Source organism: Polaromonas sp. OV174 (assembly GCF_900112285.1).
Taxonomy (GTDB): domain Bacteria; phylum Pseudomonadota; class Gammaproteobacteria; order Burkholderiales; family Burkholderiaceae_C; genus Polaromonas.
In genome coordinates this window covers 34,358-49,948 of the sequence record NZ_FOKZ01000018.1, presented here as the reverse complement: position 1 = coordinate 49,948, position 15,591 = coordinate 34,358, and the positions used below count along the sequence as shown (strand labels likewise).

The window sequence follows — 15,591 nt, the reverse complement described above, 5'->3', positions numbered from 1 at the left end:
CGCCCATGTGGTTCACCCAGGTCAGTCTTAAAAACCCGGTGTTTGCCACCATGGTCATGCTGGCCATCGTGGTGCTGGGCCTGTTCTCCTACCAGCGCATGCAGGTGGACCAGTTTCCCAACATCGACTTTCCAGTAGTCGTCATCACCGCCGACTACCCGGGCGCCTCGCCCGAAATCGTTGAAAGCGAAGTCACCAAAAAAATTGAAGAAGGCGTCAACTCGATTGCCGGCATCAACACCCTGACATCGCGCAGCGTTGAAGGCCAGGCCATCGTCATCATGGAGTTTCAGCTCTATGTGGACGGGCACAAGGCGGCCGAAGATGTACGCGAAAAAATGGCCGCCATCAGGCCAACCTTTCGCGACGAGGTGAAGGAGCCCCGCGTGCTGCGCTTTGACCCGGCCAGCCGCGCCATCTGGTCGATCGCCGTATTGCCCGATGCCAGCCGGGGCAAAAACATGTCAGCCATAGAGCTGACCAACTGGGCCGATCAGGTGTTGAAAAAGCGCCTGGAGAACGTGCGCGGCACCGGCTCGATCACGCTGGTGGGCGGCACCAAGCGTGAAATCAATATCTACCTCAACCCGCAGGCCATGGAGTCGCTGGGCATCACGGCCGACCAGGTGGTCAGCGCGGTGCGCAACGAGAACCAGGACTTGCCGCTGGGCGCCATTCGCTCGCTAGCGCAGGAGCGCGTGGTCAAGATAGACGCACGCATGAAGCGGCCCGAAGACTTCGGCCGCATCATCGTGGCACGCAAGGGCGGCGCCGCGGTCACCCTGAACCAGGTGGCCCGCATTGCCGACGGCGCTCAGGAGCTGGACAGCCTGGCGCTGTATAACGGCCAGCGCACCCTGCTGCTGACGGTGCAAAAGGCCCAGGACGAGAACACCATAAGCGTGGTCGATGGACTCAACAAGGCCATCGCCGAGCTGCAGCCGCAGTTGCCACCCGGCGTCAGGCTGGAGCTGATCACCGATGGCTCGCGACCGATTCGCGTGGCGGTGGAAAACGTGCGCCGCACACTGATAGAGGGCGCGCTGCTGACCGTGCTGATCGTCTTCCTGTTTCTGAACTCCTGGCGCTCGACGGTGATCACCGGACTGACCTTGCCGATTTCCATCATCGGCACTTTCCTGTTCATGAATCTGTTCGGCTTCACCATCAACATGATTACGCTGATGGCCTTGTCGCTGTGCGTCGGCCTGCTGATAGACGATGCGATCGTGGTGCGCGAAAACATCGTGCGCCATGTGCAGATGGGCAAAACCCCGTATCAGGCTTCACTGGACGGCACACGGGAGATCGGCCTGGCGGTGCTGGCCACCACCTTCTCCATCGTCGCGGTGTTTTTGCCCATTGGTTTCATGGGCGGCATCATAGGCAAGTTCTTTCACGAGTTCGGTGTCACCATCGTGGCCGCCGTGCTGATCTCGATGTTTGTGAGTTTTACGCTGGACCCCATGCTGTCCAGCATCTGGCACGACCCGGCCATTGAAGCGCACGGGCGCCGCACCGTGCCGCTCACCTTTTACGACAAAACCATAGGCCGTGTCACTGGCTGGTTTGACCGCAGCACCGAAGCCCTCAGCGAGGCCTACCAGGGCATATTGCGCTGGTCGCTGGCGCACAAGCTGGCAACGCTGGCGCTGGCTGCGGTGATTTTCGCCACCAGCGTGCTCATGGTGCCGCTGCTGGGCACCGAATTCGTGCCCAAGGCCGACTTCTCCGAAACCTCGCTCAGCTTTTACACGCCGGTGGGCTCTTCGCTGGAAAACACCGAAGCCAAGGCGCGCCAGGTCGAGACCATCATCCGCGAATTCCCCGAGGTGAAGTACACGCTGGCCACCGTCAACACCGGCAGCGCGCAGGGCAAGATGTACGCCAATGTCTATGTGCGCCTGGTTGACCGCAAGGCGCGCAGCCGCAACGCCGACCAGATGTCGGCCGTGCTGCGCGAGCGACTCAAGCAGGTGCCCGGCATCACCGTCACCCATGTCGGCCTGCTGGACGCCGTGGGCGGCAACAAACAGGTGGAGTTTTCACTGCAGGGCCCTGACCTGAAAGAGCTGGAGCGGCTGACGCTGCTGGTCAGCGACAAGATCCGCGCCATCCCCGGCCTGGTGGACCTGGACTCCAGTGTCAAGGCCGACAAGCCGGTGATCGAAGTCGATGTGCGGCGCGATGCCGCCTCTGACCTGGGGCTGTCGGTAGCGCAGATCGCCGCCTCCCTGCGCACCCTGGTGGCCGGGCAAACGGTGGGCAACTGGCGCGCTCCCGATGACCAGACCTACGATGTCAATGTGCGGCTGGCGCCGGATGCGCGCACCTCGCCGCAGGATCTGGAGCGACTGCCCTTCATCAGCACCACCTTGGGCGACAACCCAGACGGCACGCCGCGCATCGTGCGCCTGAACCAGGTCGCCAGCGTGAAGGAAAGCACCGGCCCCAATCAGATCAACCGGCGCGACCTGAGCCGCGAAGTGGCGGTCAACGCCAATGTCTACAACCGCTCGGCCGGCGAGGTGTCCACAGACATCAAGGCGGCGCTGGGCGGCATCAACTTCCCGCCCGGCTACCGCTACCAGTTCAGCGGCTCCACCAAAAACATGGCGGAATCGTTTGGCTATGCGGTGTCGGCGCTGGTCATGGCGATTTTGTTCATCTACATGATTCTGGCCAGCCAGTTCAAGAGCTTTCTGCAGCCCATGGCGCTGATGACCTCGCTGCCGCTAACCCTGATTGGCGTGGTGCTGGCCCTGCTGTTGTTCGGCTCCACGCTGTCCATGTTTTCCATCATAGGCATCGTCATGCTGATGGGACTGGTCACAAAAAATGCTATTTTGCTGGTGGACTTTGCCATCCGCATGCGCGAAGACCGCACGGACACGGACGGCCGCCGCATTCCCGGCATGGAGCGCGGCGAAGCCTTGCTGCTGGCCGCAAAAGTCAGGCTGCGGCCCATACTGATGACCACGCTGGCGATGATTTTTGGCATGGTGCCGCTGGCCTTTGCCCTGACCGAGGGCTCGGAGCAACGCGCCCCCATGGGCCAGGCGGTGATAGGCGGCGTGATCACCTCCTCGCTGCTGACCCTGGTGGTGGTGCCGGTGACCTACTGCTACATGGACGATCTGGCCCAATGGTTCAGGCGCAAGTTCGCCGGCAAGGCGCACGCCGCGTCGCCCGTCCAGGCAAAGGCCGGCCGTCACGAAACCGATACGCACCCCGACTAAAATCAAAGCTTGCGCCCGACGCCCTCATATTCTTCTTCCACCCGTCCAACAACAGATCCGCCATGAACTACGAACAAGCCCGATTCAACATGATTGAGCAGCAAATCCGCCCCTGGGACGTGCTGGACAACCAGGTCCTTTCACTGCTGGCAGTGGTCAAGCGCGAGGATTTCGTGCCGCTGGCCCACAAGGCATTGGCCTTTGTCGACATGGAAATTCCCCTGCCGCCGCAGCAAAACCCCAGCCAATGCATGCTGGCGCCCAAAGTGGAAGCCCGCTTGCTGCAGGACCTGGCCGTGCAAAAGCACGAGAAGGTGCTGGAAATCGGCACCGGCTCCGGCTACATGGCCGCCCTGCTGGCGCACCGCGCCCAGCAGGTGATCACGCTGGAAATCGACCCCAAGCTGGCCCAAAACGCGCGTGACAACCTGCAAAAAGCCGGCCTTTACAACGCGGAAGTGCGCACCGGCGACGGCGCCGCCAATCTGGCGCAGGCGGTGTCCGGCAGCGACCCATTGCGCGGCCCTTTCGACGTGATCGTGCTCAGCGGCTCGGTCGCCGAAGTGCCCGCCTCGCTGCTGGCCCTGCTCAAGGTCGGCGGCCGCCTCAGCGCCATCGTCGGTGATGAGCCCATGATGCGGGCCACACTGATCACGCGTGTCGGCCAGGATGCCTGGCGCACTACCCAGGACTGGGACACGGTGGCGCCACGGCTGCTCAACTTCCCCGAGCCTTCGAAATTCAGCTTCTGAAGACCTCAAGAAAACTGCAAGGGCACCTTGATGATTTCCCAATTGAACCCATCCGATTTCAGCGCCTGGCGTGAAAACGCCACGGCCGGTGCGGTAGCCGGCACCCTGCCCGTGCTGATCGACGTGCGCGAACCCTGGGAGCTGCAGACGGCCTCGGTCAAGGCAGAAGGTTTCACGCTGCTGCACATTCCCATGCGTGAGATTCCGGCACGTGTGGCCGAACTGCAAGACACGCTGGGCAGCGGCCAGCCGATTGCCTGCCTGTGCCACCACGGCATGCGCAGCCTGCAAGTGGCCAACTACCTGGCGCAAAGCGGCTTTAGCGAAGTGGTCAACCTGCAGGGCGGCATTGACGCCTGGTCGCGGCAGGTCGATCCATCGGTTCCGTTGTATTGACAGCCGCCTGGTTCACGCCCCGCAACCGGTGCCCCCGGCCCAAGAGCTGAGCCCTTTGTGAGCCCTTTACTTCCTGCTTCATCAACTCCCTCTGGACCCTTATGACAACGCCCAAGAAACTGACGGCGCAATGCCTGTCAATGCTGCCCCTGTCGATGGCCATGGCCTCGGTGCTGATCACGCTGGCACCCCAGGCGCGGGCGCAAAGCTTGGTGGCGTTGTATGAGTCGGCCCGTGCTTTCGATGCCACCTACCAGTCGGCCAGGCTGCAGTACGACGCCAGCGTTGCCAGGGCCGATCAGACCAAGGCCGGGATACTGCCCACGGCCGGCCTTTCCGCAGCGGCCTCGCGTTACGGCGTTGACGTCAACACCCCGGCCCTCAACAGCAGCTTCAACTCGCAAAATGCGGTATTGAGCGCCACGCAGCCGCTGTACCGCCCCGCCAACTGGGCGCTCTACAAGCAAGGCCCCAAGCAGGTCGATCTGGCCCGGGCCCAGCTTGAAGCGGCCGAGCAGGACTTGATTGTGCGCACCAGCCAGGCCTATTTCGACGTGCTGGCCGCGCAGGACACGCTGACCTTTGTCAGGGCACAAAAAGAAGCCGTGGCCGAACAGCTGGCCTCGGCCAAGCGCAACTTCGAAGTGGGCACCGCCACCATCACCGACACCCGCGAAGCACAGGCGCGCTACGACTTGGTGGTGGCCCAAGAAATCGCGGCCGAGAACGACTTGCGCGTGAAAAAAATCGCGCTCGACCAATTGGTCGGCATCGCCGAGTCCCAGCCCAAGGGCTTGCTGGCCCCGGTGAACTTGCCTGCCGTGGTGCCGGCCGATGTCAACACCTGGGTGCAGCAGGCAGAAGCCATACATCCCGGCATTCGCCAGGCCCAAAGCAACCTGGAGATCGCAGAGCTCGAAGTCAACAAGGCCGAAGCCGGCCACAAGCCCACGCTGGACGCCAGCGCCAGCTACAACGTCACCAACAACCCATCCAACACGGCCCAGTCCGGCATTTCTTCGCGCGCCAACACCAGCACCGTCAGCCTGCTGCTCAATGTGCCGCTGTTTGCCGGCTTCGCCACGCAAAACCGCGTGCGGGAAACGCTCTCGCTCAAGGACAAGGCCGCCACCGACCTGGAAGGCGCGCGGCGCAGCGTGGCCCAAAGTACCCGCACCGCCTTCTTTGGCGTGCAGTCGGGCCAGGGCCAGGTCAAGGCACTGGAAGCCGCCGAACTCTCCAGCCAGGTTGCGCTGGACGCCAACAAGCTGGGCTATCAAGTCGGCGTGCGCATCAACATCGATGTGCTCAACGCGCAAAGCCAGCTCTACCAGACCAAGCGCGACCTGGCGCAGGCGCGCTACAACGTGCTGCTGGGCAACCTGCGCCTGCGCCAGGCCAACGGCAGCCTGAACCCAGACGACTTGCAGCAGATCAACGCCCTGCTGACCCCCTGAATCCAAGCCTCCCACTGTTCATGTCCATGTCTGCCCAAGCCTTGTTTGAGCGTCCAATTGAAGCCGAGCTGGTGGCGGCGCCCCCCGCACAAGCGCCCATTGGCCCCAGCTTCGAGCTGATCGAGGAAACCACTTGGGAGGCACTGAAACAGTCCGGCCGCCAATGGCCCTTCGCACGCCCGGTACTGATCAAGGGCGGCATCAAGCACTGGCCGGCCTTTGAAAAGTGGTCTTTCGAGCATCTGGCCGGCATCTGCGAAGGCCAGGGTGCCGAGGCGCCGGTCAAGTTCACCGACGGCCTGGTCGAACAAGGCCTGACCAAAGGCCGGCCCTTTTTGCCCGTGGCGCCTTACCTGCGCGAGCTTGGTAAAGCGGCGCAAAAAGCGCCCAGCCCCGCCGCCGGACTGCTGCCCAAAGCCAGGCAGCAAGCGCTGCGCCAGGGCCAGACCGGTGCACGCTTTCACCTGAACTGGGCCCACATGCAGTCCTTCCGCCCCACCACGCTGTATCTGGCGCAGTGGGACATCCTGGAAAAGTTTCCCCAGCTGCGGCAGGATTTGCTGATCAAAAGCTTGTGGCCTGGCCAGCGCATGACCTGGGAATATGTCTTCATGGGGCCGGCCAACACCGTGACTGGCCTGCACAACGACTTTCCACACAACTGGTTTTGCCAGCTCACGGGCACCAAGGAATTTCTGCTGTTTCCGCCCGATCAGAGCGAACACATGTGCCCGGCGAAAAAATACGACTGGGGCGCCACGCTCAGCGACATCAATGTCTCGCGCCTGCCAAGCCAGGCCAAAGAGCTGGCCAGTTTTGAAAAAGCCCATGGCATTTATGCGCGGGTAGAGGCCGGCGATGCTCTTTTCGTGCCCAAGCGCACCTGGCATTCGGTGGTATCGCTGGAGCCCTCAATCAGCCTGGGCATGTTCGGCCTCACGCCCTATGAAGTCGCCACCGGCGGCGCCTGGGCCACCTTGCGTGACTGGGCGCACCATTTGCATCTGCACGCCTGGGGCAACTGCACTTGCCATCAGGTGCTGGGCAAGCGCTAGGCTTGGGCTACGCGCCCCCTAAATCAGATTGAGCCCCTTGAGCATCACGACAAGAATCAACACCGGCGAGACATAGCGCAGCACAAAGAATACGGCGCGCGCCAGTTTTTCATTGTGCAGCTGGCCATGGTTGGACAAGGCCAGCCGGAACTTGTCCATACCCCAGACCCAGCCGACAAACACGGCCAGAAAAATCCCGCCGGCAGGCAGGATGATGTTCGATGACACGAAGTCAGACAGGTCGAACAGGGTCATGCCCAACACCTTGAAGTCGGCCAGCGCGCTGTTACTCAGCGCGCAGCCCGCGCCCAAAAATACCAGCAGCAAAATGGTCAACAAGGTAGCCCTGGTGCGGGGCAGGCCCAGGCGTTCGTGCAGTATCACCACGGGCACTTCCATCAGCGACAGCATGGCGCCGGTGGCCGCGACGGCCGTCAGCACAAAAAAGACCACCATCAGCCCCTGCCCCATGGGAATCTGGGAAAACACCGCCGGAATGGTGATGAAGACCAGTGCCGGGCCCGCCGCGGGCGCGAAGCCAAAGGTGAACACCGCCGGAAAAATCGCAATGCCTGCCAGCATGGAGACGCACAAATCAGCGCACATGACACGAAATGCCGTGACCGGGATGTTCTGGTCGTCCCGAAAATAGCTGCCATAAGTCATCATGGTGCCCATGCCTATCGACAGCTTGAAGAACGCCAGGCCCATGGCCGTCAGCGCCACCGAAGCGCTGATCTTGCTGAAGTCGGGCTTGAACAAAAAGGCCAGGCCTTCAGCCGCCTTGTCCAGCGACAGGCTGAAAGCACACAGCAGCAAGAGCAGCAGAAACAGGATGGGCATGAGTTTTTTTGTCAGCGCCTCTATGCCCTTGGTCACGCCCAGCACCAGGATACCGCCTATGAAAACCAGCACGCCCCACTGCCACAGCAGCGACTGCAGCGGATCGCTGATCAGCGCATTGAAAGCCGCTTCTGTCACCCGCGGGTCACTGCTGAGGATGGAGCCGCGCAGCGCCTTGAACACATAGGCGAAGACCCAGGCCACGACTTCGGAATAAAAAGACAGGATCAAAAAAGCGCCCAGCATGCCGGCCACGCCTATCAGCCACCAGGGCTGGCGCTTGGGCGCCAGCGCCTGCAGGGTGGAGATGGGGTTGGCCTTGGCCTCGCGTCCGAGCAAGATCTCGGCCATCATCACCGGCAGGCCAATCACCAGCGTCGCCAGCAGGTAGACCAGCAAAAAACCGGCACCGCCATTGGCGCCCGTCAGATAGGGAAACTTCCAGATATTGCCCAGGCCGACGGCCGAACCCAGGGTGGCGGCCAGCACGCCGAAACCGGAGCTAAAGCCCGCCCGTGGCAATTCGGCTGCGGGCTGCCCCATGGGAGATTTTTCATTCATGGGTGACCCACATCACGATTAAAGAAAATTCGGGCGGCGCACCGGTTTTTAGCGTCTCGCCCGATGAGCGCGGCTAACACCTATGCATCAGCCGGCGGGCCCTTGAGCTCAACCATATTGCCTTCAGGATCCGTCACATACATGGAAGGCCCCTCGCCGTTTGCGCCGAAACGCGGCAGCACCTCGCCAGCTGAGACACCGTGGGCCTGCAGATGCTGCCGGATCTGCCCGGCGTCGAAGGGGGCAATGGTAAGGCAGAAATGATCCAGGTTACGGCCCTCTATGCCTGGGGCGGCGCCCCCCTTTGACCCCAGCGGCCCGTCAATCCGAACCAGGTCAATGATGGCGCTGCCGGCGCGAAGCTGCGTCAGACCAAGATCTGAGCGCTCGCGCTCCAGCGTGCAGCCCAAAACCCCGCAGTAAAAGGCCTGCATGACCGGCAGGTTGACGACGCGCAGCACCAGATGGTCCAGGCCCAGGATACGAAACATGCGATTCCTGCCAAGGTCAACGCGTGATGACCACCAGCACGCTGCAAGGCGCCTGCTCGATCAGGGCTTTGGAGACAGAGCCACGCCACCAGCGAGCGGCCCAACCGTCCAGATGCTTGTGGCCCACCACGATCAGGTCGGCCTCGATGCGGGTGGAGGCATTGGCAATCTCAGTCACCGCATCCCCGATCACCACTTCGCCGCGCACCGTCAGCCCGGCATCGGCCAGTCTGCGCACGCCGTCGTCGAGAATCGCCTGGTAGCGCTGTTTCTCGGCGTTCTGCACCGTCTCGTCATAGACGCCGCTCTCGGGCCAGAGCGTGACCAGGGGCAGCGCCATCACGGCGATCAGCGTCAGCGAGGCATGGCTCCACTCGGCAATTTCATGGCAGTCAAGCAAGGCCTTCTGCCCGGCGGCAGAACCGTCATAAGCCAGCAAAATTCGTCGGTACATGGTGACACCTCCTGTCTTGCTTGCGGCACGCCTAATCGAGCGTGAAACCGATTTTCAGGGAAACCTGCCAGTACGCCACCTTGCCATCGACCACATGACCCCGGGTTTCGGTGACGGAAAACCACTGGATGTTGCGCACCGTCTCGTGCGCCTTGGCAATGGCGTTGCTCACCGCCTCCTCAATGCTGACGCTGGAAGACCCGGTCAGTTCAAGCAGCTTGTAGACATGGTTGCTCATCGCATTGCTCCCCAGAGTTGTTCGGGCTGTGCAGGGAAATCTTACGCGTTTTGCATGGAAACTACAAAGGCCAGGGCATGGGCGGGACTAGCCCCTGGATCGGGTATATGACCGGTGCCGACAAAACCCAGTCATACAGGTTCACGTTCTGACTTCTCCAAAGCAGCCGTCCAGTTAGATGTATCGACTGTCAGAAACGTGGAGTCGATTTCAGTGACATCTACACCCGTAGCCGGCCGCTTTCAGACCTAGCATTGCCTTTTCTTTTGAACCCGCTAATCATGAAAACATGAAGGGCAAGCCACGTTTAGCTGCTTTCTCAGTGCGCAATAGGCGGCGCACCCCCTTCAAACAGGGCTGCCACATCAGCGACCTCCCTAAGCATATGCTCCCGAAAAAGCCTGACACGTTTAGTGCGTCGAAGATCCTGGTGGTAGAGCAACCACAATCCCAGGTCGTGCTGTCTCTCGGGGGGACAAAACCGCACCAGTGACGGGTCACCGTCACCCATGAAGCAAGGCAGATAGGCAAGCCCTGCCCCCTCCCTCAGTGCAGCCGCTGTCAGCAAGGTATCGTCGACAAAAAAATTGTGACTATGTTCGGGGCAAGCTTCTTTGGTCCATGACATGTGAAATCCGCAACACTCGATCCCCAACCATTTCTTTTCGGCCGAACCTGCCCGCACGTCCGCGCAATAGTCGCGCGCGCCATAAACGGTTGAGGCCACGGTTGCCAAGCGGGTACCGATCAGCGTGTCCGTGGGCGAGTTGGTCAACCGAATGGCGATATCAGCGTCACGTTCGGCCAGGCGGACAAACTTATTGGACACTTGAACGTGCAGTTCAATCTCGGGGTAATTCGCGCTGAAGCGCGTGAACATGGGCATCAGGATGCTCGAAGCCATGTTGTTGATGGCGGTCACTTTTAACTCGCCCGAAACACCGCTTTCCTGTCCTCCCAAAGCCCCCTCAAACTCCAGGATCTGCGCTTCGATCTTGCTGGCCGAGAGCCTCAACTCCTCGCCTGCCTCGGTTAATTCGAATCCCAATGTCTTGCGCTCAAGTAGCGGCGTGGCAAGGCTTTCTTCAAGCGCCCGCAGGCGCCGGGAAACCGTTGAATGCTGAACCGCCAACCGTTTCGCCGCCCCGCTGATTGAGCCTTCTCGGGCGACAGCCAGGAATATTTTCAGATCGTCCCACTGCATCGTGAAACCCCCGCCATGTGCAAATTTGCATTTCCCAAAGCAATTTTTGGCTAATTGATCGAATTATCGGCCTCATGCATCCTAGGTACAACCAAACACCACAACCTGGGAGAACGACATGACAAGCGTGCTGCAAAAAGTATTCGACCCGATTGCATTCAAGGAAACAACCCGCGCGCAGTGGGATGGTGCTGCGGATGCCTGGAATCGGTGGTCGCCTTTATTGGACCGTTGGCTTGGCCCTGCGACCGAAATGATGCTCGACATGACCCAGGTTCAAACCGGCAGCCGAGTGCTGGATGTGGCCGCTGGTGCCGGGGGGCAAACAATGGCCGCCGCCCGCCGTGTCGGGCCGACAGGCTATGTCCTTGCTACCGATCTTTCCCCTGCCATTTTGCGACACACCGCCGAAAATGCTCGGTTGGCCGGGTTTGGCCACGTCGAAACCATCGTGAAAGACGGCGAAGAACTGGCCGAGATCAAGGCCACTCCATTTCAAGCTGTCATTTCCCGCGTCGGCCTGATCTATTTTCCGGACCAGCACAAAGCGCTCACCGGTATGCGGGATCAGTTGCGTGAGGGTGGACGGGTCGGCGCCATTACCTATGCAAGCGCCGCTTTGAATGGGTTTTTCGCTATCCCCGTAGGCATCATTCGCCGCCGTGCCGCACTGCCTGCGCCGCTTCCTGGGCAGCCAGGGCCTTTCAGCCTGGGTGATCCGGATGTACTCGCGAAGCGGCTGTCCGATGCAGGGTTGAAGGATGTCCGCATCGAGCGTGTCATTGCCCCGCTTCGCCTGGCCTCCGCCCTCGATTGTCTTCAGTTTGAGCAAGAGTCATTTGCTGCCTTGCATCAGATGCTCGGTGGACTATCGGAGCCCGAAAAAGACGACGCCTGGGCCGAAATTGAAGAGGCCCTTGGTGAGTTTGAGCACGACGGCAGGTTCGAAGGCCCCTGCGAGATGCTCGTCGCTTCGGCGACTAAATAGCATTCAGGCAATCCTGCCTGAGTCATCACCGATGGATGTTTCAAAAGGAGAAATGTCATGCCAAAAATCGCTGTCATTCAAGAACCTCCGGTCTATCTGAATCTGAGTCAATCGATGGACAGAGCGGTCGATTTGATTGCCAATGCTGCGGGCAAGGGGTGTGAGCTGATTGTGTTTCCCGAAGCCTGGCTGCCTGGTTACCCCAGCTTCGTCTGGCGTCTGACGCCGGGCAGCGGAATGGGGAAAACCGATGAGCTTTACGCGCGTTTGCTCGCCAACTCGGTCGACCGTAGCAAAGACGGGCTCAGACCCTTGCAGGAGGCAGCCAAGGAGCATGGCGTTGTCATTGTGCTGGGTTATCAAGAAGTGGACGGCTCGGGAAGCAGCAGCACTATCTTCAACAGCTGCGCGATTATTGATGCGGACGGGCGACTGGCCAACAATCATCGCAAGTTGATGCCCACCAATGCGGAGAGGATGGTTTGGGGTTTTGGCGACGGTTCAGGCCTGAACGTCGTTGACACCGCAGTGGGCAGGATAGGCACGCTGATTTGCTGGGAAAACTACATGCCGTTGGCGCGCTACGCGCTGTATGCCCAAAACATCGAAATCCATGTGGCCCCTACTTGGGACAGCGGTGCCATGTGGCAGGCGACCATGCAGCATATCGCGCGCGAAGGTGGCTGCTGGGTCATTGGATGCGCAACATCGCTGCAAGCCTCTGACATCCCGGACGACCTTCCCCATCGGGATGAGCTATTCCCGAACAAAGACGAATGGGTGAACCCAGGCGATGCGGTGGTTTACAAGCCATTTGGCGGCATAGTGGCCGGCCCCATGCATCAGGAAAAGGGGCTTCTCATTGCCGAGTTGGACCTCGCCGCTGTTCAGGCGTCACGCCGGAAGTTCGATGTGAGCGGGCATTACGCTCGACCCGATGTCTTCAAACTGCACGTGAATCGCACCGCGATGCGACCGGTCGATTTCACGAATTAGGGCAACCAATAAAAAGGAAACAGCCATGTCTACGAATACCTACACAGGCCAGTGCTTCTGCGGTGCGGTCAAGTTCTCCGTTGTGGGGACACCCGAAGGAATGGGTTACTGCCACTGTCAGTCCTGTAGATCGTGGTCAGCATCCCCGGTGAATGGTTTTACCCTCTGGCGCCCTGGTGCCGTCAAGATCACACAGGGGGCCGAACATGTCGGAGAGTTCCATAAAACGGCTCGGAGTCACCGAAAGTTCTGCACCAAATGCGGGGGTCACCTTATGACAGACCACCCTGAAATGGGGCTCATCGACGTTTATTCGGCCATGCTTCCCGAGCTGGAGTTCCAGCCAGGACTGCATGTTCACTATGGAGAAAAAGTTCTTTCGATAGCCGATGGCCTACCAAAGTACGCAGACATGCCCTTAGAGCTCGGCGGCTCTGGCAAAGAATTGGCGGATTGAATGGCGTAGCCGGAAAGCTGCCGGTTGCCAATACCCGCTCCCGCTGACGGATTGGCGGCAGCCAGCCAAGCAAACACCTTACAAATAGCCCCGCAAGCCATCCATCGTCTTGGCCGTCGCGCCCCGGTTGCGCGCCGCAAACGCCAGCCCGGCCGCCTGCGCTTGCGCCAGCGCGGGCGCATCATGGAGCAGCGCCAGCCCGGCCGTTACGGCTTGGGCCATGTCGGCCACGCGCAGCGCCGCGCCCTCGGCCTCGGCCAGCTCTGCGGCTTCGGTGAAGTTGAAGGTGTGCGGCCCCATGACGACCGGGCAAGCGCAGGCGGCCGCCTCGATCAGGTTTTGGCCGCCCAGCGGTGCAAAGCTGCCGCCCAGCAAGGCGACATCGCTCAGGCCGTAATACAGCGCCATCTCGCCCAGCGAATCGCCCAGCCAGACATCGGCCTGCATCGCCTCCTGGCTGTGCGCCGGGCTGCCGGACCAGCTGGATCGGCGCGACAGCGTCAAGCCATGTTGCGCCACCAGTGCGGCCACCTCGTCAAAGCGTTGCGGATGGCGCGGCACGATCAGCGCCTTGAATCCAGCCAAAGTAGTTTTTGCTCCCGAATTCATAGCTTCTTGCGCTTGCTGCGCCTGCGCTGCAGCCCTTATTTCCTTAAGAAATTCATCTTCTTCACCGTCCCGCGAGCTGGCAAACATCAGCACCGGCTGGGCCGCCGCCTGGCGCCAGCGCCGGCCTGTTTCCAGTTGAGCCTCATGGGGGCTGGCATCAAACTTGAGGTTGCCAAACACGCCGGCCACCGCTGCGCCCAACTGGCGAAAGCGCTGGGCGTCGGCCTCAGTCTGCGCGTACACCGCTGTCAAGGCAGCATAGGCCGGGCGCGACAGTGGCGCCATGCTTTCGGCCTGCTTCAGGGATTTGGCTGACAGCCGGCCGTTCACCAGCAGCAGCGGCATGGCGCGCTGCCTGGCCTGGGCCAGCAGATTCGGCCAGATTTCGGTTTCCATCAGCAGGCCGAGCCGCGGCTTGAAGTGATTGAAAAAACGCGCCACCGCCGCCGGGCTGTCCCAGGGCTGCCAGACCTGAATGTCGCCGGGCTGCAGCAGCGCCCTGCCCTCGGCGCGGCCGGTGGCGGTACCGTGGGTCAGCAGTATGCGCAGCCCCGGCTTCTCTGCCCGCAAGGCCTTGAGCAAGATCGCCGCCGTGCGCGTTTCCCCCAGCGACACGGCGTGCAGCCAGACCAGCTCCGAAGTGCTTTGCGCCGGCTGGCTGTAGTGGCCGAAGCGCTCGTCCACCGCCTCCAGATAAGCCGGCTCCTGCCGGCCGCGACGCGCCAGCTTGCGGCGCAGCAGCGGCTGGCCCAGGCGCATGAGCAGCGAATAAGCGTGACGTGCCATAACACTCATGCAGCCCCCGACTGGCAATCCAGCCAGGCCTGCCAGACCGCCTCCACGCTGGGCGCGGGCTGCGCAAACACGCTGCGCTGGCGCCCGCCAGCTGCCGGCCCGGTGCGCCAGTCGGTGTCGAAGTTGTAAATCTGCACATGCGGCAAATCCAGCGCCACGGCGATGTGGCTGACGCCGCTGTCCACGCCTATGACGCCGGCGCACAGTGCCAGCTCGTGCGTCAGGGCATCGAGCGCCAGCAGCGGCCAGACCACGGCCTGCTCGGGCTCGCGCGCATTGAGCGCCTGGGCAATCGCCTGGCTGGTCGCCAGCTCGCGGGCATTGCCATGCGGCAGCACGATTTGCTGGCCGGCCGCATTCAGGCGCTGACCCAGTGCGATCCAGTGGTCCAGCGGCCACTCCTTGTCGGCGCGCGACGTGCCGTGCACAAAGGCCACCCGATTCGCTATGTTTTCAGGAGCTTCTTGCGCTCGTCCCTGCTGGGCTGCAGGCCTTTTTAATCCAAAATCAGGCGTCACCACCAAGGCGTAGCCCAGCGCCTGCGCAGCCAGCTCGCGCGAGCGCTGCACGGCGTGGATGTGCGGCCTCATGCGAATCGCCACGTCGGCGACCCAGCGCGTCGGCGCTTCGTAACCCGAGCCCTCGGTCTGATTCGCCAGCGCGTAACGTTTGCCGCCCGGCGCCATGCGCGCCAGCCGCGCCACCAGCGCCGACTTGGTCAGGCCTTGCAGATCAATCACCGCGTCGTAGCGCTCTTGTCGCAGCTGGGCCTTGAAGGCGTTCCACTGCAGGCGGGTGGCGGCCGACAGCGGCGACTTGCGCCAGCGCCGGATCTCGCAGGCAATGATGCGGTGCACACCGGCGTGATTGGCCAGCAGCGGGGCAAAGGATTTCTCCACCACCCAGTCAATCTGCGCATCAGGCAAGGCGGCGTGTATGTCTTGCAGCACCGGCAAGGCATGAACCACGTCGCCCAGCGACGACAGCTTGACGAGCAGGATCTTTTTTGCCCCCACGCTTTTCACTCCGTGTAATGCGCTGCCCCCCGAGGGGGCT

15 protein-coding genes are annotated in these 15,591 nt (G+C 61.6%); 8 read left to right on the top strand and 7 right to left on the bottom strand.

What is annotated here, in order from left to right:
* Positions 1-5: 5 nt before the first annotated feature.
* The 5 genes from BM160_RS15775 to BM160_RS15755 all read left to right on the top strand — a co-directional run bounded on the left by BM160_RS15775 (position 6) and on the right by BM160_RS15755 (position 6,899).
* Complete coding sequence (locus BM160_RS15775; protein WP_092007128.1) at positions 6-3,239, top strand: efflux RND transporter permease subunit; 3,234 nt, start codon at positions 6-8, stop codon at positions 3,237-3,239.
* A 62-nt stretch (positions 3,240-3,301) separates the two neighbouring features.
* Positions 3,302-3,991, top strand: a complete 690-nt coding sequence (locus BM160_RS15770) for a protein-L-isoaspartate O-methyltransferase family protein (protein ID WP_092007127.1) — start codon at positions 3,302-3,304, stop codon at positions 3,989-3,991.
* Between the two features lie 30 nt (positions 3,992-4,021).
* On the top strand, positions 4,022-4,387 hold the full coding sequence (locus tag BM160_RS15765; protein WP_092007126.1) for a rhodanese-like domain-containing protein: 366 nt from the start codon (positions 4,022-4,024) through the stop codon (positions 4,385-4,387).
* A 101-nt stretch (positions 4,388-4,488) separates the two neighbouring features.
* Positions 4,489-5,844: a TolC family outer membrane protein gene (locus BM160_RS15760; protein ID WP_092007125.1), complete on the top strand. Its 1,356-nt coding sequence runs from the start codon at positions 4,489-4,491 to the stop codon at positions 5,842-5,844.
* A 20-nt stretch (positions 5,845-5,864) separates the two neighbouring features.
* Positions 5,865-6,899: a cupin-like domain-containing protein gene (locus BM160_RS15755; protein ID WP_092007124.1), complete on the top strand. Its 1,035-nt coding sequence runs from the start codon at positions 5,865-5,867 to the stop codon at positions 6,897-6,899.
* Between the two features lie 18 nt (positions 6,900-6,917).
* Here the strand turns inward: BM160_RS15755 and BM160_RS15750 are convergent, their stop codons facing one another.
* The 5 genes from BM160_RS15750 to BM160_RS15730 all read right to left on the bottom strand — a co-directional run bounded on the left by BM160_RS15750 (position 6,918) and on the right by BM160_RS15730 (position 10,690).
* Positions 6,918-8,303, bottom strand: a complete 1,386-nt coding sequence (locus tag BM160_RS15750) for a sodium-dependent transporter (protein WP_255368950.1) — start codon at positions 8,301-8,303, stop codon at positions 6,918-6,920.
* 80 nt (positions 8,304-8,383) lie between these two features.
* Entirely contained in the window at positions 8,384-8,794 is a 411-nt protein-coding gene (locus tag BM160_RS15745) for a VOC family protein (protein WP_092007122.1), read from the bottom strand.
* A gap of 16 nt (positions 8,795-8,810) precedes the next feature.
* Positions 8,811-9,248 carry a universal stress protein gene (locus tag BM160_RS15740; protein WP_092007121.1) on the bottom strand — a complete coding sequence of 146 codons (438 nt, stop codon included), beginning with the start codon at positions 9,246-9,248 and terminating at the stop codon, positions 8,811-8,813.
* Positions 9,249-9,279: 31 nt separating this feature from the next.
* On the bottom strand, positions 9,280-9,486 hold the full coding sequence (locus BM160_RS15735; RefSeq protein WP_092007120.1) for a dodecin: 207 nt from the start codon (positions 9,484-9,486) through the stop codon (positions 9,280-9,282).
* Positions 9,487-9,805: 319 nt separating this feature from the next.
* Positions 9,806-10,690 carry a LysR family transcriptional regulator gene (locus BM160_RS15730; RefSeq protein ID WP_092007119.1) on the bottom strand — a complete coding sequence of 295 codons (885 nt, stop codon included), beginning with the start codon at positions 10,688-10,690 and terminating at the stop codon, positions 9,806-9,808.
* 118 nt (positions 10,691-10,808) lie between these two features.
* Here BM160_RS15730 and BM160_RS15725 point away from each other — a divergent pair, with 118 nt between their 5' ends.
* Genes BM160_RS15725 through BM160_RS15715 form a run of 3 tightly spaced genes read left to right on the top strand, consistent with a single transcriptional unit; the run spans position 10,809 to position 13,131 of the window.
* The gene (locus BM160_RS15725; RefSeq protein WP_092007118.1) at positions 10,809-11,678 is read left to right on the top strand and encodes a class I SAM-dependent methyltransferase; all 870 of its coding nucleotides are present in this window, start codon (positions 10,809-10,811) and stop codon (positions 11,676-11,678) included.
* A gap of 57 nt (positions 11,679-11,735) precedes the next feature.
* On the top strand, positions 11,736-12,674 hold the full coding sequence (locus BM160_RS15720) for a carbon-nitrogen hydrolase family protein (RefSeq protein WP_092007117.1): 939 nt from the start codon (positions 11,736-11,738) through the stop codon (positions 12,672-12,674).
* Positions 12,675-12,699: 25 nt separating this feature from the next.
* Positions 12,700-13,131 (top strand): GFA family protein, encoded by a 432-nt coding sequence (locus BM160_RS15715; protein ID WP_092007116.1) that lies wholly within the window; start codon positions 12,700-12,702, stop codon positions 13,129-13,131.
* Between the two features lie 78 nt (positions 13,132-13,209).
* Here the strand turns inward: BM160_RS15715 and BM160_RS15710 are convergent, their stop codons facing one another.
* Both BM160_RS15710 and waaC read right to left on the bottom strand, forming a co-directional pair.
* Complete coding sequence (locus BM160_RS15710; protein WP_092007115.1) at positions 13,210-14,535, bottom strand: 3-deoxy-D-manno-octulosonic acid transferase; 1,326 nt, start codon at positions 14,533-14,535, stop codon at positions 13,210-13,212.
* Positions 14,532-15,551, bottom strand: coding sequence for a lipopolysaccharide heptosyltransferase I (gene waaC, locus BM160_RS15705; protein WP_092007166.1), 1,020 nt, complete (start codon positions 15,549-15,551; stop codon positions 14,532-14,534). The genes BM160_RS15710 and waaC overlap by 4 nt, the downstream gene beginning before the upstream one ends.
* Positions 15,552-15,591 lie beyond the last annotated feature (40 nt).

Excerpts from the sequence above, each read along its gene's own strand:
- BM160_RS15775 (WP_092007128.1), top strand. The coding sequence starts at position 6 with ATGTGGTTCACCCAGGTCAGTCTTAAAAACCCGGTGTTTGCCACCATG.
- BM160_RS15770 (WP_092007127.1), top strand. The coding sequence starts at position 3,302 with ATGAACTACGAACAAGCCCGATTCAACATGATTGAGCAGCAAATCCGC.
- BM160_RS15765 (WP_092007126.1), top strand. The coding sequence starts at position 4,022 with ATGATTTCCCAATTGAACCCATCCGATTTCAGCGCCTGGCGTGAAAAC.
- BM160_RS15760 (WP_092007125.1), top strand. The coding sequence starts at position 4,489 with ATGACAACGCCCAAGAAACTGACGGCGCAATGCCTGTCAATGCTGCCC.
- BM160_RS15755 (WP_092007124.1), top strand. The coding sequence starts at position 5,865 with ATGTCCATGTCTGCCCAAGCCTTGTTTGAGCGTCCAATTGAAGCCGAG.
- BM160_RS15750 (WP_255368950.1), bottom strand. The coding sequence starts at position 8,303 with ATGAATGAAAAATCTCCCATGGGGCAGCCCGCAGCCGAATTGCCACGG.
- BM160_RS15745 (WP_092007122.1), bottom strand. The coding sequence starts at position 8,794 with ATGTTTCGTATCCTGGGCCTGGACCATCTGGTGCTGCGCGTCGTCAAC.
- BM160_RS15740 (WP_092007121.1), bottom strand. The coding sequence starts at position 9,248 with ATGTACCGACGAATTTTGCTGGCTTATGACGGTTCTGCCGCCGGGCAG.
- BM160_RS15735 (WP_092007120.1), bottom strand. The coding sequence starts at position 9,486 with ATGAGCAACCATGTCTACAAGCTGCTTGAACTGACCGGGTCTTCCAGC.
- BM160_RS15730 (WP_092007119.1), bottom strand. The coding sequence starts at position 10,690 with ATGCAGTGGGACGATCTGAAAATATTCCTGGCTGTCGCCCGAGAAGGC.
- BM160_RS15725 (WP_092007118.1), top strand. The coding sequence starts at position 10,809 with ATGACAAGCGTGCTGCAAAAAGTATTCGACCCGATTGCATTCAAGGAA.
- BM160_RS15720 (WP_092007117.1), top strand. The coding sequence starts at position 11,736 with ATGCCAAAAATCGCTGTCATTCAAGAACCTCCGGTCTATCTGAATCTG.
- BM160_RS15715 (WP_092007116.1), top strand. The coding sequence starts at position 12,700 with ATGTCTACGAATACCTACACAGGCCAGTGCTTCTGCGGTGCGGTCAAG.
- BM160_RS15710 (WP_092007115.1), bottom strand. The coding sequence starts at position 14,535 with ATGAGTGTTATGGCACGTCACGCTTATTCGCTGCTCATGCGCCTGGGC.